A 26,008-nucleotide genomic window follows, 5' to 3' on the forward strand; every position below is an offset into this window, starting at 1 on the left:
ACCACTGTCTCCACAATCAACATCCCGTTCTCGCCAACTGATCAAAACCAGTCGGCCGACTATATCCCCGGGATGAAGGGGTCCTTTTTGCACGCCGATCACCCCACGAAGGGGGTGCCTATTGCACGCTGATCCTCAGCCCATAGGTCGCGTCGAAGCCGGCGGCCGGCTCATCGGTCGGCTTGGCGGCGATGAAATTGATCGCGCCGCCGGTGGAATTCTGGCCGAACAGGATGCCCTGCGGCCCCTTGAGCACTTCGACCCGCTCAAGGTCGAGCGTTGCGAACCGGGCTTCCGGCGCAAAAGTCAGCGGAACCTCATCGACATAGAGCGCGACCGTCGAGTTCGACCCCAGGGTGGAATCGTCAAAGCCGATGCCGCGGATCGAATAGATTGGCGTGCCGCGCGGCGCTTCGGTCGTCTGGAAACCCGGAACGATCCGGACAAGGTCCGCAGGCGAGCCGACGCCTTGTTGCAACAGCGCGTCCGACGACACGGCGTTGATCGACATTCCGACCTTGTTCACCGACTCGGAACGCTTCTGGGCGGTGACGATGATCTCGCCAACTCCACTGGTTTCAGCGGCGGCTGGAGCATCCTGAGCGAGCGCCGAACCGCTCCATAGCATGGCCCCTGCAGCGGTCGTCAGCAACCAGGCGACGCGATCCTCTGTCATCCTAAATCTCCCTAATATTATATATGTACCGGGCGCTTCACAGCGATCGGCCAAAGGATACGCTATGAATCGGCTATCATATGCTCTTATTCCCCCTTGATATGCCCTGGCGGAAAGCTTTGTCAATATTCTTTGAAAGAATGTACTGGATTTTTCCATCCCTTCTCCTACCATGTTCGGGCAACGAGGCCGGGCTTTCGGCAACGCGGGGTGGATCGATGATTGAGGAACTCGGGGACCAAGGGGCGGCAGACGAAGGGGTTGTGCCTCCTCTGGATCTATCGCGGCTCATCGGACCATTATTGCGTGAGCAGGCGATGGCCGGGGCGGTCGCGGCGATTTGGCAGGGCGGAAAAGCGGTAGCGGTCGAGGCTGCGGGCTACAGCGACCTCGCCGCCCGAACGCCCATGCGGGTCGATTCGATCTTTCAGATCGCCTCGATGACAAAGCCGCTCACGGCGGTCGCTGCCCTGCAGATGATCGAGGAAGGGCGGCTGACGCTCGAAACACCAATAGCGACATGGCTACCCGAATTTGCGTCGCCCCGAGTATTGCGCGACCCCGAAGGGCCGATCGATCAGTGCGTGGAGGCGCGGCGTCCGATCACGGTCGAGGATCTGATGACGCATAGATCGGGCATAACCTATGCCTTCACATCGACCGGCCCGATCGCCGAAGCCTATCATCTCGCGCTCGGATCGCCCACCGACACGTGGCATTCCGCCGGCAGCTGGGTCGCGGCGCTGGCGGGCCTTCCCCTTCGCCATCAACCCGGCGAACGAATGGAATATGGCCACTCGTTCGAGCTTCTGGGTTTCCTGCTGGAACGGATCGACGGTTGTAGGTTGAGCGAGCTTCTGCACCGGCGGATCACGGGGCCGCTCGGAATGAAGGATACCGCATTTCTCGTGCGCCCCGCCGACAGCGACCGGCTTGCCCGTATCTATGCGCATAGCGATGGCGAGATGACCGACGTTACAAACCCCGCCTTTTCGCTGCCCCGGTTTCAGGCGGGCGGCGGGGGTCTCTACTCGACCGTTCCCGACTATCTTCGCTTCGCGCTGATGCTGCATCGCGGAGGGGAACTGGACGGCGTTCGCATTCTGCGCCCCGACAGCATAACCACCATGCGGCAGGACCGCCTGACCCCGGAGCAGCATCGCCAGCCATTTCTGGGAACCGATCGGTGGGCGTCACACGGCGAGGGGCTTGGGCTGATGACCATTCTCGATCCGGCCGCGGCTCCACCGCTCGGCATTGGCGCGAGGGGCGCCTATGGCTGGTTCGGCGCTTTCGGCACCTGGTGGCAGACCGATCCGGAATATGACCTGATCGCCATCTACATGATCCAGGATGACATATCGCTGCTGCCCGGCAGCGTCGCACGGCGCGCCGGCCAGCGCCCCTCTCCCGCGCGCGCGGGGCTCCCCCTCTTCCAGAAAGCCGTTTACGATCTGACCACCTCTCGCAGATCGGCGGCGCACACGGCGTCCCCAAACCGCCGAACTGGACATCCGCAACATACACAGCCAAAGCCAGACAAAGGGCTTGGCGCAATATGACGGTGCGATTTCGACGAATGGGTTTAGGCTCAAACGGACAGGCGATCGATGCTTCCTGATATCAATATCCCGATCAAGGAAAGGATCATCGATTCGGCGATCAATGTGATCGCGACGGTCGGGATGCACCGGACGACCCATCGGAAGATCGCGCAAGCGGCGGGAATATCGCTGTCGTCGACCACCTATTATTATGAAACCAAGGAAGACATCTTCCGCGATGCCGTAAGCCGCGTTCTTTACACCTATCTCGGCCTGTTCCAGCAAACCGTCGAGGCGGCGCGCTTCGATGCCGCGTCCGTTGATCCGATTGCCCTGATCATAGAGCTCATTAGCAATGCGGCCGAAAGAGATCGCGACCTCGACCATGCGTGGGCCGAGATCATATTGGCATCGGCACGCACCGACGAGGGACAGGACCTTGCGTTGGCATGGTTCAGCGACATGGACGATGCGTGGATCGATCTGGCCGAAATTGGCGGCCTCAATTCGGACGCCACCGCCATTCAATGCCTTCTCGACGTCACCTGCGGACTCGTATTCATGACTTTGTCGCTGGGCCTCGATCGCAGCCAGGTCCTCTCCGTCATTCAGGGAGCTGACCCGATCGAGACCTGGCATCTTGCCGCGGCGCCGCGGCGGCCTGCACCCGAGCAGAAGGGACGTCGCAACGGCGCACAAACGCGCGAAAAGCTGATCGACACGGCGGTTGACCTGCTGCTGGAGGGGGGGACCGGCGCCCTGACCTATCAAGCTGTGGCGGAGCGCGGCGGCGTGGCACTGACCGCGCCCTCCTATCATTTCGGAAGACTCTCCAACCTTTTGAACGCGGCCGAGGCACGCCTGTTCGAATGGTCGAAGTTGCGTTATCGCGAAGGCTTGGCGCTGCATGGCGCGCGAATTGCGTCGAGATCGGCTCTTATCGACACGACAACCGCGATCCTGATCCGCGAGGCCACGGAATATAGCGCTGCCACGATCGCCCACTATTCGATCTGGAGCGAGGCGGCCCGAGACACTTTGCTCCGGCCGATGGTCGCGGAGGCGATCCTCGATCAGACGCAGGCGTGGCAGAAGCAACTGTCGCGAATGACGCCAACCAACATCAACGTGGCGCTCGCCTGCGAAGCGTTCTTTATCGGATGGTTGATCAGGGCGACCTCCACCGGCGCACCGTTGGACATGCTGGCGACGGCCAGAAGCCGCTTCGATCTCGTCTTCGAAACCCTGACCAAGTCCGGCACGATCGAAGCCTTCTTTCGGACTCTCCTTCAAAAATCGAAATAGGCAACGCGAACAGAATGGCAGCTTTCGAGGGAGCGACTGTCATATCTCACTGGGCCGGAACGGGCGCAAATCAGCGGTTATTCGCCTTCGAAAGGTTCAAACGGCGAGTGTCAGGGAGTTATAATAATGATGTGCCCGCGAAGGCGGGGATGACGATCATTAGGCGTCGATAAAGCCCGTCAGCAACGGCACCACCGCCTCCGGCGCCTCGATCGTCGGCAGATGGCCCGCTCCGACGATCACCTCCAGCCGCGCTCCCGGAATCGCGTCCGCAATCTCGTCATGATGCGCGCGGCCGGTAATGCCGTCCTTCTCACCCCAGATCAGCAGCGTGGGCACCGCAATCTCGACGAGCCGCGGACGGCTGTCGATGCGCGCCATGATCGCCCGCTGCTGCGCGAGAAAGGTGTCGGCGCCGGTGTCGGCCGCCATCTGCCTCGCGATGCCGAGCAGACGTTCATCACCGCGCTTTTCTTCGGGGAAGAGGATCGGGATGCGCTCCTCGACAACATGGTCGAAGCGACCGCTTTCCACGAGATCGATATAGCCCTGCCGCCGCGCGGTCTGCGCCGGACCATCAGCCGAGGCGAGCGTCGAGATCAGGGCGAGCTTCGCCACCCGCTCGGGCGCGCGGCGCATCACCTCGAAGGCGACGAAGCCGCCCATGGCGTGACCGATCAGCACGAATTTCGGAGGGGCGTTATCGAGCAGCCGCTGCGCGAAACCTTCGATCGTGTCGTCGCTGCGATTGTCGGCGACGATCACCTCGCGGTCGGGCCAGGCGTCGATCAGCGGTTGCCAGACGGCGTCGGTCAGAAGCTGGCCGGTAATGAGGACGATGGGAAGCGACATCAGACCACCTGATGGAGAAGAGGTTCGCCCGCGCTGAGCCGGCGACAGTTTTCGTGCGCGACCGTCAGGCTGCGCACGAGCGTTTCGGGCGTGAGCCAAGCGATATGCGGGGCGAGCACGGCGTTCGACAGGCCGATCAGCGGGTTGCCGCGCGGCAGCGGCTCCTCGGCGAACACATCGAGCCCCGCGCCGCGCAGATGGCCCGCCGTCAGCGCCTCGACCAGCCGCGTCTGATCGACCAGCTCGCCGCGTGCAGTGTTGATGAGCACCGCACCTTTTCTCATCGCGAACGGGTCGATCGACGCACGCGTCTCGTCAGTCAGCGGAATATGAAGCGAGACGATGTCGCTTTCCGCGAGCAACTGGTCGAGCGGCCAATATTCGTAAGGCACGTCGCGCGGGCTGCGCGCAGTATAAACGACCTTCGCCCCCAGCGCAGCCAGCACCGGCGCGAGCAAACCGGCCGAATGGCCGAAGCCGACGAGCCCGACCGTGCGCCCGGCGATCTCGCCAACGCTGTCGAGCTCCGACGGGTCGGCGGTCCACCCCTCCCCGGCGCGCGTCCGGATGTCGAAGAAGCAGGTACGGCGCAGTACCGCCATCATCAGCGACAGCGCCATCTCGGCGACCGCCTGGCTGTTGGTGCCAGGCATGTTGCACACCGCGACCCGATGCTCACGCGCAGCGTCGAGCGCGATCGTGTTCACCCCGACGCCGAGCTTCTGGATCAGCTTCAAATGGGGTGCCGAGGCGATGAACTCGGGCGTGACCGGAGTCAGCACATGGAGCAGCGCCGTGATCTCACCCGCAACGCTGTCGAGCGGCGCGGCTTCATCGACATGCACGACCATACCGGGACCGAAGATCGTATCGACCGCCTCGCGAAAACCGGGGCTCGGACGGGCGTGGAGGACGATCATGCCGCCACCCGGCCGATCGACCCGGCGAAAGCCGAGAAGCCCGCGAACTCGGCGTCGGCGCCCATCGCTTCCTCGATCCGCAGCATCTCGTTCCATTTCGCCATGCGCTCGGAGCGGGTGAAGCTGCCGACCTTGAGCTGTCCCGCGTCCCAGCCGGTTGCGAGATGCGCGATGGTGACATCCTCGCTTTCGCCCGAGCGCGCCGAGACGATGGCGCCCCAGCCGCGCGCGACCGCTGCGTCGAGCGCCGCCTTCGCCTCGGTGACGGTGCCGACCTGGTTGACCTTGATCAGCGCCGCGTTGCACACCGCCGCCTCGCCCGCGCGTGCGACCCGATCGGCATTGGTGACGAGCACGTCGTCGCCGATGATCTGGACCTTGTCGCCGATCGCCGCTGTCACCGCCGCCATCGCTGTCCAGTCGTCCTGTCCGGCGGGGTCCTCGATCGACAGGATCGGATAGGTCTTCGCCCATTCGACGATCCGCGCCGCCATCTCCTCGCTGGTCAGGCGGCCATCATCGAGAGCGAGGCTGTAGCCCGAGGCGTCGCCGAGTTCGTTCGCCGCGATATCGAGCGAGATGAAGACATCCTCGCCCGCGCGGTGGCCGCTCGCCTCGATCGCCTTGGTCAGCGTGCCCAGTGCATCCTCGTTCGAAGCGAAATTCGGCCACCAGCCGCCCTCGTCGGCAACCCCCGACAGCGGGCCCTTCGCTTCCATCAGCTTCCCCGCGGCGCGATAGACGTCGTCGGTGATCTCGAGTGCGCGGCGGAAGCTGCCTGCGTTCGGACACATGACCATGAAATCCTGCACATCGGTGCGCCGCCCCGCGTGCGCGCCGCCGCCGAATATCTGGATTTCGGGGAGTGGAATGCGCACCTTGCGACCGCCCGCGAGATAGCGCCACAGCGGTTCGCGGGCATCGGCCGCCGCGGCGTGGAGCACCGCCATCGACACCGCGACGACGGCATTGGCGCCGAGCCGCGCCTTGTTCAGGGTGCCGTCGAGGTCGCAGAGGATCCGATCGACCGCAGCCTGATCGCGCGCGTCCATACCCGAGATCGCGCCCGCGATCTCGGCGCCGATGCCGGCGACCGCGCCGTTGACGCCGAAGCCGCCGAACGCCGTCCCGCCATCGCGCAGGTCGATCGCCTCATGCGCACCGCGCGAGGCGCCGGCGGGCGCAATGGCGCGGCCGACCGCGCCCGATTCGAGTACGACCTCGGCCTCGACGGTGGGCCGACCGCGCGAATCCCAAAGCTGGCGGCCGGTGACGGAGGCGATACGGGACGTCATGCTAGGTTCCTTTTCCAGTTGGCGACGAGCGCGTCGATCGGTGTTGGCGCGAGGATCAACGCCCGCGCCTGATCACGCACGATGCGTTTGTGACCGGGGTCGGTCAGATAGGGCGCGGGCGATTTGCCCTCGACGCGCGCGATAAGCAGCGCGGCGGTCAGCTTGCCGGCGCGCAGCAACAGGTCATCGGCGTCTTCCCACTCGATCCCGGCGCGATAGGCCGCGACCATCGCACTCGCGGCCTCGCCCAGCCGGGCATCCTCCAGCCACACGGCTTTGAGCAGCAAATGGGTGGTACAGAAAGCCAGGTCGAAGGCGGGATCGCCATAGACCGCGCATTCGGCATCGAGAAACACCGGCCCGCCGGTGCTGACGAGGATATTCTTGGGGCTGACGTCGCCATGGACGAGCGCGATCTTGCGCGCGGAAAGATCGTCGGCGAGCGCCGTGAGCACGGGTGCGAGTTCGGTATCCTTCTGCGCGACATGGAGCAGGAAGGGATCGACGCGCAGCGCGCGGAACATCGCGTCGGTCGGAAAGGCGTCGCGGTCGGCGGCGCTGTCCGCGGTCGCCGCATGAACCGCCGCGATGCCGCGCCCCACCCCCGCCGCAAAATCCGCATCGACGCGCCCAGCGGTGAGCTCATCCTTCCACACCGGACAACCCGGCAGGAAGCGCATCGCGAAGCCGTAACCGGGAAGTTCGGCGAGCACCTCGGGCGCGATCGCCGGGTCCACGCCGCGCGCGCGACGCAGCCAGCGCACCTCGCTTTGCCCACGCTCGACCGGAGCGTGCCAGTCGGCGGCGACGCGGAGTTGTTCGAGCGGGCGCTTGACGACGATCGGGCCGGTCGGCGTCTCGACCTTCCAGACGTCGCACGACACGCCGCCGGTCAGCGGCTCGAGGACGATATCGCCCTCGCCCGACAGACCGGCGTCGCGCAACCCCGCAATGATGTCCGCGTCGGCCGTCACGTCAGAGCTTCTCCCGAATCCAGGCACCGACAAGGTCGGCGGCATTCTGGCGTTCCTCGATCGAATCCTCGAAATAATGGGCGCCCGTGATCAGTTCGAGCTGTTTGTCCTTGCTGCCGAGGAAGTCGAAGATTTTGCGCGCATCACTCGGGAAGACGCCGGTGTCGGCGGTGCCCTGCACAACGAGCGCAGGCGTGTCGTGCTTGGCGAGATGCGGCTGGCCCTGGCACGGCGAGGTTTCGAGGCTCCACATGTTGAGCCAGGTCTTGATCGTATTCGCACGGCCGATGCTCGGCGTGCGGTTCGCGATCGCGGGGTCGCCGCGGTAGCACCAGTTCGGCTTGCGGTCCGAGGGATCGATCGACGGATCGACACAGCGGATATCGCCCCAGCAGCGGAACATCGGGAAGATGCGGTCGGGAATGCCCGCGGCGTTCAGACGCTCGAGCTCGGCCTTCGCCCAGTCGGTAATCCGCTGGTTGCGCGCGCGTTGGCCGGCGCGATATCTGGCGATGAAGTCTTCCGAATAAGGCGGGCCGTTGTCGGGGTTGAACGGGTCGAGTGCGGGATCGGTCAGGGTCGGATCATTCTCGTCGATGACCGACGCATCCATCCAGTCGGTCAGCACCTCGGGGCGCCCCTGATGCGCGTTGAAGCTGATGTACAGATCGCCCTTGATGATCTGGGCGAGCGCATCCTGCCCGGCGGGCGACAGGCGATCGGTCAGCGTCGGCGCAATCGCCTCGGCCTGATAGGCGCCCATCAAGGAGCCGCCGCCCGAATTGCCGAGGATGACGATCTGTTCGACCCCGGCCTTTTCCTTCAGCCATTTCATGCCGACACCGATGTCGAGGATCGCATGTTCGAGCAGGAACTGGTCCTCCATGCCGCGATAGCGGGTATTCCAGCCGAGGAAGCCGAAGCCCCGCCGCGCAAAATAGGGCGCGATATAATGTTCGGAGAAATCGACGTTATAATGGGTGGCAATGATCGCAACCTTCGGACGCTTGCCGGCCTCGGTCCAGTAGATGCCCTGGCACGGATGCCCGCCCGCCTGGATGCGCGGTGCCGTCGGCGACACGAGTCCGATAAATTGCGCGTCCAGTCCTTCGCTGCCGTTCGGGTCCATTAGTTTCTCTCCTGCTGGTTATATCTCGCCGTCGTCATCCCGGACTTGATCCGGGGTCCATTCTTTCGGCGCTGGTTGAATGGCCTCCGGATCAAGTCCGGGATGACAAAAATGGGGACCATATTAGCGGCTCACTTCAAAAGGCAGCGTGTAGCCATCGAGCCCGGCGCGAATGGCCTTCTTGTCGATCTTGCCGGTTGGGCCGAGCGGGATGCTATCCACGAACAGCACATCGTCGGGCATCCACCAGCGCGCGATCTTGCCGTCGAGATACGCCTTGAGGTCATCCGCGGAGGCGCTAGCGCCCGGCTTGAGCTCGCAAAGCAGGATCGGCCGTTCGTCCCATTTGGGGTGCGCGATCCCGACCACCGCCGCATTGGCGACCGCAGCGTGCCCCATGGCGATATTTTCGATCTCGATCGAGCTGATCCATTCGCCGCCCGACTTCACCACATCCTTGGCGCGGTCGGTGATCTGCATATAGCCTTCCGAATCGATCGTGCTGACGTCGCCGGTGTCGAAAAAACCTTCGGCATCGAGCACGTCGCCGCCATCGCCGCCGAAATAGCCGCGCGCGATCGTCGGTCCCTTGATCATCAGCCGGCCGGGCGTCCTGCCGTCGTGCGGCAGACGATCGCCCGCATCATCGACCAGCTTCATCTCCAGCCCACAGAGCAGGCGGCCCTGCTTGAGCTTGTACGCCATCTGCTCGTCGTCGGACTTTGCCGCGATCGACGCATTCGGCACCGACACCGTGCCGAGCGGCGAGGTTTCGGTCATGCCCCAGCCCTGGATGACATCGACGCCATAATCGTCACGGAAGGTCCGGATGATCGATTCGGGGCACGCCGAACCACCGATCGTCACACGCTGGAGGGTCGTGAAGCGCTTTCCATTTTCCTGCATATATTGCAGCAACATCTGCCACACGGTCGGCACGGCCGCCGAATAGGTCACGCCCTCCTGCTCGATCAGATTGTAGATCGATTCGCCGTCCATCCGTTGGCCCGGCAGCACGAGCTTCGCCCCGACCGCGGGCGCCGAATAGACCACGCCCCATGCGTTGGCGTGATACATCGGCACGACGAGGAGCACGACGTCCCGCGCCGACAGCGCGAGCGCGTCGCGCTGCAAGGTCATCAGCGCGTGGATATAGTTGGAACGGTGCGAATAGAGCACGCCCTTGGGATTGCCCGTCGTGCCGCTCGTGTAGCAAAGGCCGCACGCGGCATTCTCGTCGAAGCCGCCCCATGGATAATCGGCGGGTTGCCCCGCGATCCAGTCGTCGAAAGCGATCGCCTCGAAATCCGTCTTGGGCAGCGAGGCACGATCGCAGAAGAAGATCACCTTCTCGATCGACGGCACGTGCGGCAGCAACTCCGCGACGAGATCGGCGGTCGCCGGATCGGCGATCAGCAGCCGGTCGCCGGCGTGGTTCGCGATATAGGCGATCTGTTCGAGGAACAGCCGCGGATTGAGGGTGTGGAGGACGACGCCCATCCCCGCCGCGCCGTACCAGGCAGCAAGGTGGCGGCCGCTGTTCCAACCCATCGTCGCCACGCGGTCGCCGGGCCGGATTCCTTCGGCCGCGAGCGCGTTCGACACGCGCTTCGCATCGGCGTGGATGTCGGCGTAGGTCGAGCGGGTGACGCGCCCCTCGGCATCGCGCGAAACCACTTCCCGGCCGCCATGCCACGCCGCGGCATGGTCGATGATCCGATCGACCGTCAGCGGCACATTCTGCATCAAACCGTCCATGCGGCCTGCTTCTCCCTCATATGGCTAGAAAGATAGTATACTAAGCATTTTGATTTTGCAACGCCGCTGTGCCTTGCGTCGTCCCCTGCCCTCTACTAGCGTGACGGCGTCGGCCACCGCCGACGACAGGGGTATATCGTCAGCATAACATGCGGACCAACCAGCTTATCATCGCCCTTTTTCAGCGCTTCTGCTGGCTCGACGAAGGTCTGCAGGCGCGGCTTCGCGACCGCGGCTGGCCCGAGGTCAGCCGGCCGCAGTCGATGGTGATGACCAATATCGTCAGCGGCATCGTGCGCCCGTCCGACATCGCACGCAACCTCGGCATTTCCCGCCAGGCGATCCACAGCACGATCAACCAGATGGTCGCGCTCGGCGTCGTCGCGCTCGAGCCCGATCCCGACGACCGGCGGCGCATGATCGTCTCGCTGACCGAGGCGGGCGCGCGGATGCGGCAGGACGCGCAGCGCGCGATGGACGCAATGTCCGATCAACTCGCCGAACGGCTGGGGCACGAGCGTTTTACCGAACTGCTCACAATCCTTGAAGCCGACTGGGGCGACAATATGGAATCGAAAGCCTAAGCCGCGAGCGCTCTGGCGACCGCGACCAAGCGCGCCGCCGTCATGTCGATGAGCGTCGCCGGCAGCGCTTCGGTGAGATTGCCGTCGGCATCGAACGCCGCATGGGCATTCGGCACCAGCACCTGTTCGGGAATGACGAGCGTCTGGATCGTCGAGAGAATCTGGCGCAGGTGCATCAGGCCGCGCAGCCCGCCGAAGGGGCTGATCGACGCCGACATCACCGCGGTCGCCTTGCCGCGATAGGCCGTGAGCGCGACGAGCGATTCGCCGCCGGTCGGGCGCGACGCCCAGTCGATCGCATTCTTGAGCAGCGGCGGCAGCGAGCCATTATATTCGGGCGAGACGAACAGCAGCCCGTCCTGCGCCGCGAACAGCGCCTTCAACCGCTCGGCGTCGGCGGGAAAGGCATTGGCCTCGATCGCCGCGGAATAGAGCGGCAGGTCGAACGTCGCGAGATCGACGTCGGCGACGGTCGCTCCATGGCTTTCGAGCGCCTTGATCGCGAGATTTCCGAGCGCGCGATTGAACGATCCTTCGCGCGTGCTTCCGACGATAACGGCTATCTTGGTCAATCTTCCCTCCCGACAAAATGATTAGAATACTAATCTATTTTCGGAAAGGACCGCAACGGACTTTATGAAGGTTGTCACAAATTTGGTGGTTATGCCTGTCAGTCGGGGTCGGAACTGTCATTCCCTTCCATCCTCATCCCGGATCAAGTCCGGGATGAGGATGGAAGATAAATCAACTTCCTGCCATATAGCTGTACGCCATCCATGGCTTCGACCAGTCCCGTTCGAAAACTTACGCCTTGATATCCGACAGCGTCGACAGCTTCGCCGTTTCGTCCGACAGATTCTCGATCACGCGCCGCATCAAGGCCTGCAGCGTCGCGACCTCCTCGTCGGTCATGCCGCGCGTCGCGACCTCGTGTACCTCGGCGTTCATCGGCGCGAGGATGAGCTCGAGCTTCTTCGCGTGCGGCGTCAGATAGATGAAAGTCTTGCGGCGATCATCTTCGGTCTTCTTGCGCGTGATGAACCCCGCCTTTTCGAGCCCCTTGAGCGCGACGACCGTGGTCGGCTCGCGCATCCCGACGCGTTCGCTGAGTTCGCGCTGGGTGATGCCGTCCTCGCGCCATAACTGTCGCAGAAAGCGCCATTGCCCCGCCGATACGTCGTAGCTCAGCGTCCCGCGTTCGAGCAGCCGCGAAAAGGACCGGAAGACGATGCGGGCGAGATAGCCGATGCTGTTTTCCGGATTGGTGTAATATTCCGCCGGATTTCGATAGCTCTGGTTTTTCTTGACCACCGGATTTCCCCTTTGACCAATATCTTAGAAGCCTATGATTCCCGCGGCAATAGCTTCGGTGCGGCAATATCGCTCGACAAGCGCCACGGTCCGATATACTTAGAATACTAAGTTACTGAAAGAAGCCCATGGAACGATTTACCCGGCTGACCGCGGTCGCAGCGCCGCTGCCGCTCACCAATGTCGATACCGACATGATCATCCCGGCGCACTTCATGAAGGCGCTGACGCGCGGCGGCCTCGGGCGGCACCTGTTCCAGGAACTGCGCTATGCGCCCGACGGAAGCGAACGCGCGGATTTCATCCTGAACCGCGGACCGACGCGACAGGCCCGGATATTGATCGCCGACCGCAATTTCGGTTGCGGCTCATCGCGCGAACATGCGGTGTGGGCGCTCGCCGATTTCGGGATCCGCTGCGTCATCGCACCAAGCTTCGGCGACATCTTCTCGAACAATGCCCGCAAGAACGGCCTGCTGCTGATCCGCCTGCCGGACGAGATCTGCGCACAATTGCGCGCGGGCGCAGCGCTCGCGCAATATGCGCCAATGACCATCGATCTGGTCGAACAGCGGATCACTCTCGCGTCGGGGGCCGAAATTCCTTTCATCGTCGATCCGCACGATCGCCACACGCTGATGGACGGGCTCGACGACATCGACCGCACGATGCGCCACGAAGGCGCGATCACGCGGTTCGAAGAGAGGATCTAGCCCCGAAATCTAGCGGAGGCTAGCCGGATCGGCGATGCAGCCTGCGATCGCACTCGCGGCAGCGAGCGCCGGACTCATCAGATGCGTGCGGCCACCGCGGCCCTGACGATTCTCGAAATTGCGGTTCGACGTCGCGGCGCAGCGCTCGCCGGGTTGCAGCCGGTCGGCATTCATGCCGACGCACATCGAGCAGCCGGGCTCGCGCCAGCCGAAGCCCGCCGCGCGCAGCACCGCATCGATCCCCTCGGCCTCCGCCTGCCGCTTGACCAGCCCCGACCCCGGCACCACCATCGCGCGAACGTGCGGTGCGACGCGGCGATCGCGCACGATATCGGCGACGACGCGCAGATCCTCGATCCGGCTGTTGGTACAGCTTCCGATGAACACCCGGTCGAGCGGGATGCCGGCGAGCGGCTGGCCGGGGGCCAGGTCCATATAGGCAAGCGCCCGCTTGGCCGTGGCGCGAGCCTCGGCGCTCGCCATCGCTGCCGGGTCGGGGATGCTACCGTCAATCGGAGCGACCTGCGACGGGTTCGTCCCCCAGCTCACCATCGGCGCGATTTCGGCCGCGTCGATCGAACGCATGTGGTCGAACCGCGCACCCGCGTCGCTGTGGAGCGTCCGCCAGCGCGCCAGCGCCGCGTCCCATGCTTCGCCCACGGGCGCACCGGGCCGCCCTTTCAGATAGGCGAATGTAGTCTCGTCGGGCGCGATCAGTCCGGCGCGCGCGCCCATTTCGATGCTGAGATTGCAGAGCGTCATCCGCCCCTCCATCGACAGCGCGCGGATCGCCGAACCGGCATATTCGATGACATGGCCGGTCGCGCCATCAACGCCGATCGCGGCGAGCAGGTGTAGCGCCAGATCCTTGGCATGGACATGCGGCGCCAGCCGACCCTCGACGCTGACCCGCATGTTGCGCGACTTGCGTTGGCGGATCGTCTGCGTCGCCAGCACATGCTCGACCTCCGACGTGCCGATCCCGAAGGCGAGCGCGCCGAACGCGCCGTGGGTCGAGGTGTGGCTGTCGCCGCAGACGATCGTCATTCCCGGCTGCGAACGCCCCTGTTCGGGACCCACGACATGCACGATACCGCCGCGCGGATCGCCCATCGGGAAATTCTCGATCCCGTGCCGCCGCGTGTTCGCGACGAGCGCCTCGAGCTGCGCCCGTGCCTCGGCGTCCTCGACGCCGGCGGGCCCGGCCGCCTGTCCGACGGTGGGAACATTATGGTCCGAAAGCGCCAGCACCCGCCCGGGCTGGCGGACCGGCCGACCGGCGGCAGCGAGCCCGGCAAAGGCCTGCGGCGAGGTGACCTCGTGGAGCAGGTGCAGGTCGATATAGAGCAATGTCTCGCCCTCGTCCTCCGCGACGGCGTGCGCGTCCCATATCTTGTCGTAAAGGGTGCGGGGGCCGCGCGCGCTCATCGCTCCGTCACCCGTGCAGCAGCTTTTCGATCGCCCCGGTGCATTGCGCGCAAACTCCCTCGGCCGCCCCCGGCCCGGGCGGAAATTTACTTAGAATTCTAATTTATACAGCCCAGGCAATCGTTCATCAAGAGGTTTTCCGCCATTTTCGGATGTCTCAAAAGTGTAATACTTAGTACTTGAAGTATTTTCGACACCTGCTAGAAGCCCGGGCGGGAACGGAGGATGAAACGCCCCAAAGGCCCGAGTCGAGGACGCACGAGACGTCCGGCGCCTGCGGAAAAACCGGCATTCACCATCAACTCGCCGTTCCGAATGAAATGATCTGGCCGGATGCTGCCCCCGCACCTTCGCCGTGATGACGGTAGCGGCACAAGCGACGCCCGGCCTTCCACGGAGGAAGTGATGAAGACCGCATTTCTGTTCATTTCGGCGGCGACCGTCGCCCTTGCCGCTGCCCCGGCCCATGCCCAGACGGAGGATACTGCTGCGCCGGCGGACGAAAGCACCGCCACCACCGACGCCGCCGCATCTGACGCCGGCAACGACTATGGCGAAATCCTCGTGACCGCGCAGCGCCGCTCCGAAAGCATCCAGAATGTCCCGATCGCCATTTCGGCCTTCAACGCCGAGATGGTCGAGGGAAGCGGCAGCACCAACATCACCAGCCTCAACGGCCTCGCTCCCAACGTCGTGCTGCAGACGCAGGGTCTGGTCGCCAACGTGCCGATGATCTCGATCCGCGGCATGAGCACGTCGGACCCCGATCCCAACGCCGACCCCAAGGTCAGCACGATCATCGACGGCGTCTATATCCCCTTCGTGTCGAGCACGATGCTCGACCTGTTCGATATCGAGCGCGTCGAGGTGCTGAAAGGCCCGCAGGGCGTGCTGTTCGGCAAGAACAACCTCGCCGGCACGCTGAACGTCATCACCGCGCGCCCGGCCGACGATTTCGGCGGCGAAGCGCGCGTCACCCTCGGCTCGTTCGGGCTGAAGCAGTTCCGCGGCAAGATCAACACCGGCCGCTTTGCGGACGACGCGCTGGCGGCGAAGGTCTCGGTCAATTTCCGCGACTATAACGGCTATGCCCGCAACGTGATCACCGGCAACCGCCTCAACGGCGCCAATGTGAAGTCGGTGCGCGGCGCGCTCAATTACGATCAGGGCGGCGCGTTCAATTCGACGATTGTCGCCGACTGGTTGAAGCAGAAGACGACCGGCCCGGCGCCGCACGTCCTCGACAATGGCGATCCGAACTGGGATCTGTTGCCCGACGTCGTCAAGACCGACGTCCGCAAGTCGGCGGTGCTGTTCGACCCCTATGCCAATACCGAAACCTATGGCGGATCGTGGACATCGAACCTCGACGTCGGTTACGGCACGATCACCTCGGTCCTCGGCTATCGCCACCTGACCTATGTCACGCGCGGCGATTTCGACGGATTGATCACGCCTGCACCGAATCTCGACGTGATCCGCGACTTCTCGGGCGAATCGAAGAGCGGCGAACTGCGTTATGTCTCGCCCGCCGGCGAGCCGGTCGATTTCGTCGTCGGCCTCTATTACCAGGCCGACAAGTGGCGCCAGTTCAACACGGTGTTCGCAAACCCGACGACGACGACGCTCGCGCAGCTTCATCAGGACACGCAAAGCTATGCGATGTTCGCGCTGGTCAACGCGCATCCGGTCGAGGGGCTGACGCTGTCGCTCGGCGGCCGCTTCAGCCATGACCGCAAGAAATACAGCATCGCGACGCAGGTGCGCACCAACACCACGCCGGTCGGCAATCTGACCGGCGACGCCTATACCGAGGCGGTGATGCAATCGCTGCTGAGCGGCCGGCAGCTGTCGTCCTTCGCGGCCGACCTCAAGGCCTCGTGGGCGGAGTTCACGCCGCGCCTGACCGTCGAATATCGCTTCTCGCCGGCGGCGATGGTCTATGCCAATTATTCGCAAGGCTACAAGTCGGGCGGCTTCAACTCGCGCGGCACGATCGCCGAGAATGTCGGCCCCTATGATCCCGAGCGCGTCAATGCGTTCGAGGTCGGCGCCAAGACCGACCTGTTCGACCGGCTGCTGCGTCTGAACGTCGCGGGTTTCGTCAACAATTACCGCAATCTGCAGGGATCGGTGACCAAGATGGGCGCCGTCCGCGCCGAGAATATCACCACCAACATCGCTGCGGCGAAAATCTACGGCTTCGAGGCCGAGGCGCTGCTGCGCCCGGCGGACGGCTTCACGCTCGGCGCGAATATCGCCTATCTGCATGCTCGTTATACCGACTTCTGCGCCGACACGAACGGGGTCTTCACCAACGGCGCGCCCGAGGTCGGCCAGTGCGGACCCGCGACGCCGATCCTGATCAACGGCGTGCCGAACGGCACCTTCTCGGTGCCCACCGACTCGACAGGACTCGACCTTGCGAACGCGCCCAAGTGGAGCGGGAGCCTGTCGGCCGACTATGCGATCCCGGTGTCGTTCGGCGAAGTGAAGCTGCACAGCGACGCACGCTATTCGTCGCGCTTCAACACCTGGGGCCGCAGCAACAACCCCGGCTATTATCGTAATGAAGTCGTGCTGCTCAACGCGAGCATCGCGGTCGCCGGCGAGGACGAGCAGTGGAAGGTCACCCTCTATGGCTCGAACCTGACCAACCAGAAGGTGATTTCGGGCGCCACCAACGCGGGCGCAACGCCGATCTCGCAATTCTATCAGCCGCCGCGCGAATTCGGGGTCGACTTCGCGGTCAAATTCTGACGGCTATGTCCCGCGGCGTCTGAAGGCGCCGCGGGATTTCTGTTTTCATACGAGGATCATGACGGGAGAGAGTTGGATGACCTGGGATCTGGATCGCCGGACATTCGTCGGCATGGGCGCGCTTGCCGCCGCGGGGCTCGGGATGCCAGCCTATGCGAAGAACGGCAAGAAGCTGAACGTGCTGATGATCGTCACCGACCAGGAACAGGGGCTCGCCAGCTATCCCGATGGCCTGCTCGAAAAGCTGCCCGCGCACCGCGAACTGCTCGAGCGCGGAATGCTCGTCGAAAATTATCATGTCCACACGACCCCCTGCACCCCGTCGCGCTCGACGATCTTTCAGGGGCACCACACCCAGCAGACGGGCCTGTTTCTCAACAGCGACAACGCGCCCTATCCCGTCGCGGCGACCAGCATGCCGACGCTCGGCCATATGATGCAGGCCGCAGGCTATTACACGAGCTACAAGGGCAAATGGCACCTCAGTCGCCTGAATTATGAACGCAACTGGACGCGGATACCCGGCGGTATCTATCCGACCACCGAAAATGCGATGGAGAAATACGGTTTCCACGACTACGGCTTCGACGGCGAGGAAGTCGGGCTGACGTGGGACGGCTATCGCGCCGACATGTTCGTCGCGGGCGACGCCGCGCGCCAGATCTTCGACTATGCCCGCAACGACAAGGCAGGCGGCAAGCCGTGGTTTCAGGTCGTCGGGCTCGTCAACCCGCACGACATCATGTTCTATGACGCGACGGGCAAGCAGGCCGAAAGCCGCCCCGATCCCAACATCCTCGGCCCGCTGCGCCGCGAGCCGGGCGATCCGCTTTACGAGGAAGACAATAAGTTCGACCTGCCGGAAAGCTTCCACAAGGACGACCTGTCGACCAAGCCCGAGGCGCACCGGGCGATCGTCCGCCTGAACGACGCTTTCTATGGCAAGATGGCGCATGACGACGAGGCGTCGTGGCATCGCTTCATCAACTATTATTACAACTGCCTGCGTGATGTCGATCGCCGGCTCGGCCAGCTCCTCTGGGCGCTGAAAGCCAGCGGCCAGATCGACAATACGATCATCATCTACACCAGCGACCATGGCGAACGCGCCGCCGCGCACGGGATGCGCCAGAAGGGCGCAACGATGTACCGCGAGGAAACCAATGTCCCGATGATCATCGCGCATCCCGACTATCCGGGCGGGCGCACGACCAAGGGACTGATGGGCGCGGTCGATCTCGCCCCGACGCTGATGAGCTTCGCCGGCCTGTCGGGCGACGAGGCCGCGACGCGCTTCCCCGGCTTGCCCGGCCTCGACGTGTCGGCGCTACTCGCCTCGCCGACGCTGCCGACGCAGCGCGACAAGATCGGCCATCTCTTCGACTATGCCGTCGTCCATTATTGGGAGCCGACGACGGTGAAGGCCGACCGCGGCGCCAAGCTGCCATCGGGCGAGCCCGACTACAGCAAGCAGTTCGACCTCTCGAAGCGCCGCCTGCATCGTGGCGTCCACGATGGCCGCTACAAGTTCGCGCGCTATTTTGCCCCGGCCCATTACAATCGCCCGACCGACTGGAAGTCGCTGAGCGCGATGAACGACCTCGAACTTTACGACACCCACGCCGATCCGAAAGAGATCGTCAATCTTGCCAACGATCCCAAGCATCGCAAGACGGTGCTGCGCCTCAACGCGATGACGAATGCCCTGTGCGATCGCGAGATCGGCAAGGGGCTCGACGACGGGCGCGAATATCCGGGACCGACCGAGATGTACAACCAGCCGGTTTGACACGCGCACTCCCGCCGCCGAAAGGCGACGGAGGGGCGCCACCCGGATGCCCTGATAAACCCATGGCCGTTTGACGCCGGAGATGTGCGGTATGAACCCGATCTGGCTCCCCGCCTCGCTGTTCGGGGGATTCTTCCAGGCGTGGCGTACCGCGCTCCAGCAGCGGCTGCGCGCCGAGCTCAGCGTGAGCGGCGCTGGGCTCGTCCGTTATCTCTACGGCCTGCCCTTCGCCTTGCTGTTCGCCGCGATCTGGTTTTCGGTAAAGCATGCGGCCGTTCCCGCCTTCGGCCTCGCCTTCGTGGGGCTGGCGCTAGCCGGCGCAGTCACGCAGATGGCCGGCACCATCCTCCTCATCCTCGCCTTCGGGCATCGCGGCTTCGTCGTCGGCACGGCCTTTTCCAAGACCGAGGCGATCCAGGCCGCGCTGGTCACCGCCATCTTCTTCCACGAGCGCCTCCCCCTCTTGGCATGGGCCGGCATCGTCGCGGGCGTCGCCGGCGTGTTAATCCTCGCGCTGGTCGGGCGCGGGATCAGCGCGCGGCAGATCCTCGGCTCGCTCGGGCAACCCGCAGCGCTGTATGGGCTGGGGGCAGGATCGATGTTCGCGTGCGCCGCAATCGCGATCAAGTTCGCGACCGCCAGGCTAACCGGCCTCGACGTCGTCGCCTCGGCGCTCGTCACGCTCGTCATCGTCATGGCGATGCAGAGCGTGCTCCACCTCGCGTGGATCGTCGCGCGCGACCGCGATACGCTGCGCGCGGTCGCCCGGACATGGCGGTCGTCGAGCCAGGTCGGCCTGCTCTCCGCGCTCGGTTCGGCCTGCTGGTATACCGGCTTCGCCGCCGCCCCCGCCGCGCTGGTGCGCATCGTCGGACAGGTCGAGGTGATCTTCACCATCGGCTTCGCCCACTTCTATCTGCGCGAACCCGTCCGGAGGAGCGAGGTGGCCGGGCTGATGTTGGTCGCGACCGGCGTCATGCTTGCCCTGCTCGCAACCTTCTGATCCTGCCTCCCGCGCTAGGCAGCCATGGCACCTTGGCTGGGCTGCGGACGATATTGGGCGGCATCGGTCGTAAAATGCGCCTTGCCGTAACTCGCGAGCTGTTTCTCCAGCTTCGAGACAAGCCGGCGGTCGGCGACGCCGCGCAGCCCCGGCAGCCGCGACGCCAGCGCATAAAGCCCCATGCGCGAAGCGACGAAAATCCCCGCGGCACCGGCGACTACGAGATCGCGCGTCCCGACCTTGACGCCGATCGACGCTGCCTTGGCGCGGTCGTTGCCCATGAAGTTTCGCAGGAAGAACAGCTTCGCCATCGCCCGTTCGAAGAAAGCGTGGACGGTTTCGCCTGCGCCATCGTTCGCGCGCAGGTCGGCGGCCATCGTCGCGCGGAGCAGTTCGCCGCACGTGCTGTCGTCATAATCCTGCCGCAGCGTCGCCGCGCGCGTCGACATCAGCTCGACGATGCCCTGCGGCGTATCGGCGAGCAATTCCTCGGGCAGGCCGAGCAGGAAGCAGCGATAGCGCGCGAGTTCAACCCGCGCGCGCTCCTCGCGCGTGAATTCGGTGCGCCCCTGCGCGAGCATCTTGTACGACAGCAGGAAAATCGGGATCAGCCCCGCCGGCATCTGGTCGACCTGCGGGATCGGGAAACCATAGACGCGCTGGTCCCAGTCCTCGGGGCGGCGCAGCACGTTGGCGCGCACCATCGAATGCATCAGCCGCACCATCGCCGCCGCCTTGAAGCCCGGCCCGAACCGCTCGAGCGCGCCGGGAAGCACCGATGTCGAAAAGAAGGTCGCCGTCTCCTTGACCCGGCGCCCGGCAGTCTCGCTCGACAGCGTGTTGGTGATCGCCATCGGCAGCGCCGAATATTTGTTCATGAAGGTCGCGATGAAGGCGCCCCGAATGATGAAGGGTCCGAAATTGGCGGCGGAGTTGCGGTCGAGACGCGCGCCCTCCTCGACCAGTTCCATATCGACCCAGTCGGGCCTCCGCTCCATGTCGGCGATGAAGGCGGCAAGTTCGGGCGGCGCTTCGGCGACGCTCTCGATCCCGTGATCACACGCCTGGACGAGCATCTCGACAAGCGCGCGAAAGCCATATTGGCGCATCAGCGCGGCATAGGCGTCGGCGACCAGATCGCCCATCATCGAATAGGCGCGGATCAAATCGACGCGCTCGCGATTGGACAAGATCGCCTCGCGCTGCTTCGCCGTGCCTTCGCCGAGCTGCGTCACGTCGCCCGGCTGATCGGCAAAGCGTTCGGGCACGACCGCGAAATCGAAGGCGCCGTACATGGCGGGAATAGCCGTCTTCTGCGATTCCACTTTTGCCCAGAGACTTTTGGCCACAAGCTCGCTCATCGGGATTCATCCTTTCCAATCGTCGCCGATCACAATATATATCAACCGATATAAATTCAAGCAGGTTTGCCTATGCCCCCCTCCAGCTCGCCAAAAGCCCGGAAACCTGTCGCCCAGCGATCGACCGATGCCGGCTATCGGAAAGGCGAGGAAATGCGGAAGCGCATATTGGATACCGCTCTCGCGGTGTTCGGCAGCAGAGGTTTCTCCGCGGCGACCACCCGGCAGATCGCGGAAACGGCCGGGACCAACCTGCCGGGACTCACATATTATTTCGGCAACAAGGAAGGGCTCTACCTCGCCTGCGCGCATGAGATTGCCGCTTCGTTCCGGCAAGGGGTCGGAGCGGTTGCCGAGGTCGCTGCGGCCTCCCTGTCCAAGCCGGACGGCAATGATGCGACGCTATGGCTCAAGCGGCTTTTCGCCGCGCTCGCCCACTTCCTCTTGTCGGAAGAAGGTGCCGAGGATCGGGCACTGTTTGTGCAACGCGAAATGGCAAGTCCCGGCCCCGCCTTCGAGATTCTCTATTCGGAACTCTGGCGACCGGGAATCGAGCTGGCCGCCGCATTGATCGAACGTGCCGCCGCCGGGAGCCTCTCCCGCGCCGACAGCCAGGTTCGTGCGGTAATGATGATCGCCAGCCTCACCGGCTTCAGATCGGGCCAGCGCATCATTGCGCGAGCGACGGGCGGCGCCGATCATGTCGAACAGGTCATCGCCGCACTCGATGCCCAGATCGATGCGCTATAGTGGCGGGCTCGACGTTTCTGCTACATCGGCGGATAGCGACAGAGCGACGGCGACTCCTCCCGTCCTCACGACCCGTCGGTTGAACGGCCCACCCGGAAATTCGCAAAGGCGCATCCATGAACAGCCGTCACCTCGTCGATCCGCAGATACTGCCGCTGCTCGACCTATTCCCGCGTGTCGATCTCGATGCAGCCCCAATCGCTGAAATTCGGGCGAGCGCGGCCAAGGCATACGCCATCCTGCCACCGCCGGTGATCGCTCCCCAACGGCTTTCGGTGCCATCGATCCATGGCGGCCCGGATATTCCCGTCTTCCTCTATCGCCCCGCTTCGAGCCGGCCGGGTAGCGGCGCCATCCTGCATATCCATGGCGGCGGAATGGTCATGGGATCGGTCGAGCAGATGCAGGCCGGTCCGGCCATTCTCGCCGCAACCGCCGGCGTCCCGGTGGCGTCCGTCGAATGACCGGCGACGACCTCATAGTCGCCGTCTACCACTCCGGGCCTGACGATCAACGGCACGAGGATACCGCGCGCCCGCACCGACGGCAGGATGTTCGTGATGTCTGGCTTCTTGACGGCACCGCGCATGTTGACGGGCGACACGACAAGCCGCGACAGTTCGATATGCTGAAATTCCATGACTGCTCTCCTTGCTCAAAACCACCGCAGCCCCGGCTGAGCGGGGGGAGCGGCGAGAGCGACCGGAGAGGCCCGCCACCAAGGCAGGGCGCACCCGAAGGGTTGGAACACAGTGGAGAACCCCGCCAGGGGTTGCACCCTGCCGGGCGGGTCTCACAGGAGAGCGACGCTCCCACCGCACGGCCGGAGGCCATCGCCAGCGCGCGAAAGCGCGATGACCTTCGGGCCGGAGGGGGTCGGTGCGATATCCCACTGCACGAGCGGAAAGCAGCTTTGGCGCGCGCGATCGCGGCGACCGCACCTGACCCCGCCGTATGGGAGTGGCGAGAAGGGGTAGTAGCGGCAAGCCAAGCCACGAGGGATGACTTCCGAGATCGCCGTCACGAAATAGGATGTCAGCCATACGATATAGGATGCATTGTAGGAAATCGCATGTTCCCTTTTTGTTCTTCTCGGCGATTTCGAGAAGAGTTGAGAAAGGAACGCTCATGATCAATGCTACTGTCCCAACCGCTTCCCAAGCCGAAGCCGAAGCGGGTATGATTGACGAGAAGGCTATGACTCCACTGCGGGTCAAGCAAGCCATCGACGCCCTCGGCGTGTCGCAGGACGTGCTAGCTTCATCCTCTGGCGGGGAGAGGGTAGGTGTGGTCGGTGGCGGCACAGCGGCCGATTTCATGGCGGGCCGCTTCACCGCGCAACAGAGGGGCGCAATCGGCAACGGCATAGCCAATGACGGCCCCGCATTGCAGGATGCGATGACCCGCGCGGCAGCAACTGGTGACGAACTGGTCATGCCTGGTGGCACCTACCTGACTGATATCGGCCTGATCTGTGGGGCGGTTCGCGTCCGCTGCCTTGGCCCGGTCACGATTCGCTACACCGGCTCGACACATATTGCCCAGCTTCTGAAGATCGATGCAGCGGGCGGAGATGTATCCATATCCGGCAAGTTGAGGGTCGACAGCAACAACAAGGCAAATGTCGGAATCTACCTGATCAACGATCATGCTACGCGCGTCGATGCGATCTTTGGGGATGTCGAATGCATCAACTGCCGGATGGTCGCCGGTAACGGATTCAACACCGGGGCCTATGGTATCCTCGCGCTCGGCAATTTCGATATCGTCAGGGCCGAGCGCCTTGCCGCACGCGATATCGGCCGCGCGGCGGGAACCGGTTCTCCGGGAAGCTTCGGGACGATGGGGATTCATTTCGGACGGGTTTCAGGATATGCTCCGCGCGTCATCGACATTACGCTGGCGGAGGCGAGCAACATTCTTTGCGATGATGCCGTGGGGTCGGCAAACCGCGTCGATTGCGACGGGATCGCCCTTTACCAGAATGACGAGAATGGTGCCTCGTGCCGCGTCGGGACGATCATCGGCAAAGAGTGCATGGGCCGCACATACAAGAACCAGTCCTACCGCGCGACCAGGGTGGAGCAAGTAAGGGTCGAACGATCAGTGCAAGGTATCACCGGAGCGCGATCAGTCGAGGTCAATTTCCAATATGGTGAAGGCTCTGCCTCGAATGTGGATATCGAATATTCGGGCGACGCGCTGAAGGGCAATGCCCCGATCCCCATCAGCTTCTTCACCAGCCTAGCGCGCTCTAGCTATGGCGTGATGCACGTTGGTCACTTGGCGGTTCGTGACAAAACAGCGGGGCCGGAAATGCTGGAATATCTGGTTGATTTCTTCAACGGTGCGGGCTCGACGTCCTCCAAGAGCGCGATTATCGGGTCGGTCGAACTGCGGGGGGCGAACCCAGTCAAATATCTGGCGCGCATAGGCCCGAATGGCAATTCCGACCCGTTCGACCTCACCATTTCCAGATTTCGCGGCACGATCGACGCTGCCGCTTTACAATGCAACGCGCCGATGAACTACCTGACCGGCGTCTTTACGTCCGTGCAGAACACGGGCGCGGAGGTGCCGCTGATCGCCGATATCACGGGGACGCCGCTGGAAAACAAATATGGGCGCATCCGCGAAGGTGGTGGCAACATCGGGATTGCAGTCAATCGCGGGGTTCGCCACGGTGTCCCCGGCATCGCCCCGCTGACGGGCGAATTTATGTACGACAGTTCGCTTTCGGGCCGCGTTCCGCTTGGCGCAACCTATCTGGAAAACGGCACGGACATCGTGCTCCCGCTGTTCGGCTATGTCCCTTCGACCGGGATTTTCACGATCTTGCTGCCGGAGACGGGTGAACGCGGCGTCTATCAGGTTACGGGCGCGAACAATACGATCACGACGATAACCGCGATCGCCAGCGTGGTGACGGACTCATCGGGCGCCGAACCCGGTTCGGGCGCGATCCGTGTCTGGAAGGTCAATGGGGGTGCGAATGTGAAGATCAAGGCCGTTGGAGCGGGCAAGTACATCTCTGTGACGGGAGACGTGTGATGACAACGTGGCGCGCCGTCTGCGAAGGACGAGGCGTTAAGGCAAGAATTTCTGACCTTAAATGATCCAAACAAAAAGGGCGGCGAGCCGAAACTCGCCGCCCGACAGTGGTCTTTGGCGTCAGTTAGCTAACCCTCCAGCGGGTGGGCTCGATCCCCTTGGGAGCGGGCAGGATGGACGCCTTGGTCCTCGCCGTCGTAAGATGGAAGGCAGGGAGCGCGCCAATCATCCTCCGCGTTGCCGTGGTCCTGTTCGTCGCCATTGGGTTCAAGGTTGGGACCGCCGTCCATATCGTCCAGACGGTCGATGATCGATTGCGCCAGCCGTTCCAACGCGGGACAGGGCAGGCTCGGGAGCATCGACAGCGCGAGGTCGGCGGGGAGCCGCGAAGCTCCCTGACCGACACGGATAGCTCCGGTCTTTCGCGTCAGTCGATCGTAGCGGCGTCAGCCGACGAGACGGCGCGCAGCGGCGGCCCGGTGGAGCGCAGCGAAGTAGATCGCGGTAGGCGGGACGCCTTTCGGATGATTTCCTATCCGCGGCTAGGCGCTGATCTGACTCCCAGGCGATCATTCCGGCAAAAAGAAGCCCGCCGGCAAACCGGCGGACTTCAAGTCTGTGCAAGATGGTCTTTCGACCATCCCTTGGGTCGCATCGCCTCTGTGGCTGGTGACACGCCTCGAAGAGGAGACCCGGATCGGCAAGGGCGGGACCCTGGCGGCGCAGCTGTCGCGGCTCGACCTGGTGGTGCTCGACGAGCTTGGATATCTGCCGTTCGCACGCTCGGGAGGACAGTTGCTGTTCC

General features: G+C 63.9%; 21 protein-coding genes and 2 pseudogenes. 11 read left to right on the forward strand and 12 right to left on the reverse strand.

The window, feature by feature from the left end:
• Positions 1 to 118: 118 nt before the first annotated feature.
• Positions 119 to 652, reverse strand: coding sequence for a TonB-dependent receptor plug domain-containing protein (locus ACE3SL_RS07920; protein WP_374525210.1), 534 nt, complete (start codon positions 650 to 652; stop codon positions 119 to 121).
• A gap of 242 nt (positions 653 to 894) precedes the next feature.
• Here ACE3SL_RS07920 and ACE3SL_RS07925 point away from each other — a divergent pair, with 242 nt between their 5' ends.
• Both ACE3SL_RS07925 and ACE3SL_RS07930 read left to right on the forward strand, forming a co-directional pair.
• The gene (locus ACE3SL_RS07925; RefSeq protein ID WP_374525211.1) at positions 895 to 2,238 is read left to right on the forward strand and encodes a serine hydrolase domain-containing protein; all 1,344 of its coding nucleotides are present in this window, start codon (positions 895 to 897) and stop codon (positions 2,236 to 2,238) included.
• Between the two features lie 48 nt (positions 2,239 to 2,286).
• Complete coding sequence (locus ACE3SL_RS07930) at positions 2,287 to 3,525, forward strand: TetR/AcrR family transcriptional regulator (protein WP_374525212.1); 1,239 nt, start codon at positions 2,287 to 2,289, stop codon at positions 3,523 to 3,525.
• 159 nt (positions 3,526 to 3,684) lie between these two features.
• Here ACE3SL_RS07930 and ACE3SL_RS07935 read toward each other — a convergent pair whose 3' ends face one another.
• From ACE3SL_RS07935 to ACE3SL_RS07960, 6 genes are all read right to left on the reverse strand, one after another.
• Positions 3,685 to 4,377, reverse strand: a complete 693-nt coding sequence (locus tag ACE3SL_RS07935; RefSeq protein ID WP_374525213.1) for an alpha/beta fold hydrolase — start codon at positions 4,375 to 4,377, stop codon at positions 3,685 to 3,687.
• Positions 4,377 to 5,297, reverse strand: a complete 921-nt coding sequence (locus ACE3SL_RS07940) for an NAD(P)-dependent oxidoreductase (RefSeq protein WP_374525214.1) — start codon at positions 5,295 to 5,297, stop codon at positions 4,377 to 4,379. Before ACE3SL_RS07940 ends, ACE3SL_RS07935 begins: the two co-directional genes overlap by 1 nt.
• Positions 5,294 to 6,592 (reverse strand): phosphopyruvate hydratase, encoded by a 1,299-nt coding sequence (gene eno / locus ACE3SL_RS07945; protein ID WP_374525215.1) that lies wholly within the window; start codon positions 6,590 to 6,592, stop codon positions 5,294 to 5,296. The genes ACE3SL_RS07940 and eno overlap by 4 nt, the downstream gene beginning before the upstream one ends.
• Positions 6,589 to 7,566 (reverse strand): phosphotransferase family protein, encoded by a 978-nt coding sequence (locus ACE3SL_RS07950; RefSeq protein ID WP_374525216.1) that lies wholly within the window; start codon positions 7,564 to 7,566, stop codon positions 6,589 to 6,591. Before ACE3SL_RS07950 ends, eno begins: the two co-directional genes overlap by 4 nt.
• A gap of 1 nt (position 7,567) precedes the next feature.
• Positions 7,568 to 8,695, reverse strand: coding sequence for an alpha/beta hydrolase (locus ACE3SL_RS07955; protein WP_374525217.1), 1,128 nt, complete (start codon positions 8,693 to 8,695; stop codon positions 7,568 to 7,570).
• A gap of 123 nt (positions 8,696 to 8,818) precedes the next feature.
• Complete coding sequence (locus ACE3SL_RS07960) at positions 8,819 to 10,453, reverse strand: long-chain-fatty-acid--CoA ligase (RefSeq protein WP_374525218.1); 1,635 nt, start codon at positions 10,451 to 10,453, stop codon at positions 8,819 to 8,821.
• A 149-nt stretch (positions 10,454 to 10,602) separates the two neighbouring features.
• Here ACE3SL_RS07960 and ACE3SL_RS07965 point away from each other — a divergent pair, with 149 nt between their 5' ends.
• Complete coding sequence (locus ACE3SL_RS07965) at positions 10,603 to 11,037, forward strand: MarR family winged helix-turn-helix transcriptional regulator (protein WP_374525219.1); 435 nt, start codon at positions 10,603 to 10,605, stop codon at positions 11,035 to 11,037.
• Here the strand turns inward: ACE3SL_RS07965 and ACE3SL_RS07970 are convergent.
• Together ACE3SL_RS07970 and ACE3SL_RS07975 are read right to left on the reverse strand one after the other, a co-directional pair.
• The gene (locus ACE3SL_RS07970) at positions 11,034 to 11,609 is read right to left on the reverse strand and encodes an NADPH-dependent FMN reductase (RefSeq protein ID WP_374525220.1); all 576 of its coding nucleotides are present in this window, start codon (positions 11,607 to 11,609) and stop codon (positions 11,034 to 11,036) included. The genes ACE3SL_RS07965 and ACE3SL_RS07970 overlap by 4 nt on opposite strands.
• 232 nt (positions 11,610 to 11,841) lie before the next feature.
• Complete coding sequence (locus ACE3SL_RS07975) at positions 11,842 to 12,348, reverse strand: MarR family winged helix-turn-helix transcriptional regulator (RefSeq protein ID WP_374525221.1); 507 nt, start codon at positions 12,346 to 12,348, stop codon at positions 11,842 to 11,844.
• Positions 12,349 to 12,476: 128 nt separating this feature from the next.
• Between ACE3SL_RS07975 and leuD the strand changes: the two genes are divergently transcribed.
• Positions 12,477 to 13,061: a 3-isopropylmalate dehydratase small subunit gene (gene leuD / locus ACE3SL_RS07980; RefSeq protein WP_374525222.1), complete on the forward strand. Its 585-nt coding sequence runs from the start codon at positions 12,477 to 12,479 to the stop codon at positions 13,059 to 13,061.
• Between the two features lie 9 nt (positions 13,062 to 13,070).
• On the opposite strand, the gene leuC is transcribed toward leuD, so the two are convergent.
• Positions 13,071 to 14,489: a 3-isopropylmalate dehydratase large subunit gene (gene leuC / locus ACE3SL_RS07985; protein ID WP_374525223.1), complete on the reverse strand. Its 1,419-nt coding sequence runs from the start codon at positions 14,487 to 14,489 to the stop codon at positions 13,071 to 13,073.
• A gap of 405 nt (positions 14,490 to 14,894) precedes the next feature.
• On the opposite strand from leuC, the gene ACE3SL_RS07990 reads away from it, so the two are divergent.
• The 3 genes from ACE3SL_RS07990 (at position 14,895) to ACE3SL_RS08000 (ending at position 20,041) form a co-directional block, all read left to right on the forward strand.
• Positions 14,895 to 17,249: a TonB-dependent receptor gene (locus ACE3SL_RS07990; RefSeq protein WP_374525224.1), complete on the forward strand. Its 2,355-nt coding sequence runs from the start codon at positions 14,895 to 14,897 to the stop codon at positions 17,247 to 17,249.
• A 76-nt stretch (positions 17,250 to 17,325) separates the two neighbouring features.
• The gene (locus ACE3SL_RS07995; protein WP_374525225.1) at positions 17,326 to 19,038 is read left to right on the forward strand and encodes a sulfatase-like hydrolase/transferase; all 1,713 of its coding nucleotides are present in this window, start codon (positions 17,326 to 17,328) and stop codon (positions 19,036 to 19,038) included.
• A 91-nt stretch (positions 19,039 to 19,129) separates the two neighbouring features.
• Complete coding sequence (locus ACE3SL_RS08000) at positions 19,130 to 20,041, forward strand: EamA family transporter (RefSeq protein ID WP_374525226.1); 912 nt, start codon at positions 19,130 to 19,132, stop codon at positions 20,039 to 20,041.
• A 14-nt stretch (positions 20,042 to 20,055) separates the two neighbouring features.
• On the opposite strand, the gene ACE3SL_RS08005 is transcribed toward ACE3SL_RS08000, so the two are convergent.
• The gene (locus tag ACE3SL_RS08005; protein ID WP_374525227.1) at positions 20,056 to 21,402 is read right to left on the reverse strand and encodes an oxygenase MpaB family protein; all 1,347 of its coding nucleotides are present in this window, start codon (positions 21,400 to 21,402) and stop codon (positions 20,056 to 20,058) included.
• A gap of 168 nt (positions 21,403 to 21,570) precedes the next feature.
• Here ACE3SL_RS08005 and ACE3SL_RS08010 point away from each other — a divergent pair, with 168 nt between their 5' ends.
• Together ACE3SL_RS08010 and ACE3SL_RS08015 are read left to right on the forward strand one after the other, a co-directional pair.
• Positions 21,571 to 22,152 (forward strand): CerR family C-terminal domain-containing protein, encoded by a 582-nt coding sequence (locus ACE3SL_RS08010; protein ID WP_374525228.1) that lies wholly within the window; start codon positions 21,571 to 21,573, stop codon positions 22,150 to 22,152.
• Between the two features lie 116 nt (positions 22,153 to 22,268).
• Positions 22,269 to 22,616 (forward strand): hypothetical protein, encoded by a 348-nt coding sequence (locus ACE3SL_RS08015; protein WP_374525230.1) that lies wholly within the window; start codon positions 22,269 to 22,271, stop codon positions 22,614 to 22,616.
• A gap of 56 nt (positions 22,617 to 22,672) precedes the next feature.
• Here the strand turns inward: ACE3SL_RS08015 and ACE3SL_RS08020 are convergent.
• Positions 22,673 to 22,792, reverse strand: a pseudogene (locus tag ACE3SL_RS08020) (hypothetical protein); the annotation flags it as partial.
• Between the two features lie 488 nt (positions 22,793 to 23,280).
• Here ACE3SL_RS08020 and ACE3SL_RS08025 point away from each other — a divergent pair.
• Together ACE3SL_RS08025 and ACE3SL_RS08030 are read left to right on the forward strand one after the other, a co-directional pair.
• The gene (locus ACE3SL_RS08025) at positions 23,281 to 25,203 is read left to right on the forward strand and encodes a hypothetical protein (RefSeq protein ID WP_374525229.1); all 1,923 of its coding nucleotides are present in this window, start codon (positions 23,281 to 23,283) and stop codon (positions 25,201 to 25,203) included.
• 666 nt (positions 25,204 to 25,869) lie between these two features.
• A pseudogene (locus tag ACE3SL_RS08030) lies at positions 25,870 to 26,008 on the forward strand (ATP-binding protein); the annotation flags it as partial.

It is taken from the genome of Sphingopyxis sp. (assembly GCF_041916015.1).
In the GTDB taxonomy this organism is placed as follows: domain Bacteria; phylum Pseudomonadota; class Alphaproteobacteria; order Sphingomonadales; family Sphingomonadaceae; genus Sphingopyxis.

Bases quoted from the DNA above. Each gene is read 5' to 3' on its own strand.
- ACE3SL_RS07925 (WP_374525211.1), top strand. From the start codon at position 895: ATGATTGAGGAACTCGGGGACCAAGGGGCGGCAGACGAAGGGGTTGTG.
- ACE3SL_RS07930 (WP_374525212.1), top strand. From the start codon at position 2,287: ATGCTTCCTGATATCAATATCCCGATCAAGGAAAGGATCATCGATTCG.
- ACE3SL_RS07935 (WP_374525213.1), bottom strand. From the start codon at position 4,377: ATGTCGCTTCCCATCGTCCTCATTACCGGCCAGCTTCTGACCGACGCC.
- ACE3SL_RS07940 (WP_374525214.1), bottom strand. From the start codon at position 5,297: ATGATCGTCCTCCACGCCCGTCCGAGCCCCGGTTTTCGCGAGGCGGTC.
- eno (WP_374525215.1), bottom strand. From the start codon at position 6,592: ATGACGTCCCGTATCGCCTCCGTCACCGGCCGCCAGCTTTGGGATTCG.
- ACE3SL_RS07955 (WP_374525217.1), bottom strand. From the start codon at position 8,695: ATGGACCCGAACGGCAGCGAAGGACTGGACGCGCAATTTATCGGACTC.
- ACE3SL_RS07960 (WP_374525218.1), bottom strand. From the start codon at position 10,453: ATGGACGGTTTGATGCAGAATGTGCCGCTGACGGTCGATCGGATCATC.
- ACE3SL_RS07965 (WP_374525219.1), top strand. From the start codon at position 10,603: ATGCGGACCAACCAGCTTATCATCGCCCTTTTTCAGCGCTTCTGCTGG.
- leuD (WP_374525222.1), top strand. From the start codon at position 12,477: ATGGAACGATTTACCCGGCTGACCGCGGTCGCAGCGCCGCTGCCGCTC.
- leuC (WP_374525223.1), bottom strand. From the start codon at position 14,489: ATGAGCGCGCGCGGCCCCCGCACCCTTTACGACAAGATATGGGACGCG.
- ACE3SL_RS07990 (WP_374525224.1), top strand. From the start codon at position 14,895: ATGAAGACCGCATTTCTGTTCATTTCGGCGGCGACCGTCGCCCTTGCC.
- ACE3SL_RS07995 (WP_374525225.1), top strand. From the start codon at position 17,326: ATGACCTGGGATCTGGATCGCCGGACATTCGTCGGCATGGGCGCGCTT.
- ACE3SL_RS08000 (WP_374525226.1), top strand. From the start codon at position 19,130: ATGAACCCGATCTGGCTCCCCGCCTCGCTGTTCGGGGGATTCTTCCAG.
- ACE3SL_RS08005 (WP_374525227.1), bottom strand. From the start codon at position 21,402: ATGAGCGAGCTTGTGGCCAAAAGTCTCTGGGCAAAAGTGGAATCGCAG.
- ACE3SL_RS08015 (WP_374525230.1), top strand. From the start codon at position 22,269: ATGAACAGCCGTCACCTCGTCGATCCGCAGATACTGCCGCTGCTCGAC.
- ACE3SL_RS08025 (WP_374525229.1), top strand. From the start codon at position 23,281: ATGATCAATGCTACTGTCCCAACCGCTTCCCAAGCCGAAGCCGAAGCG.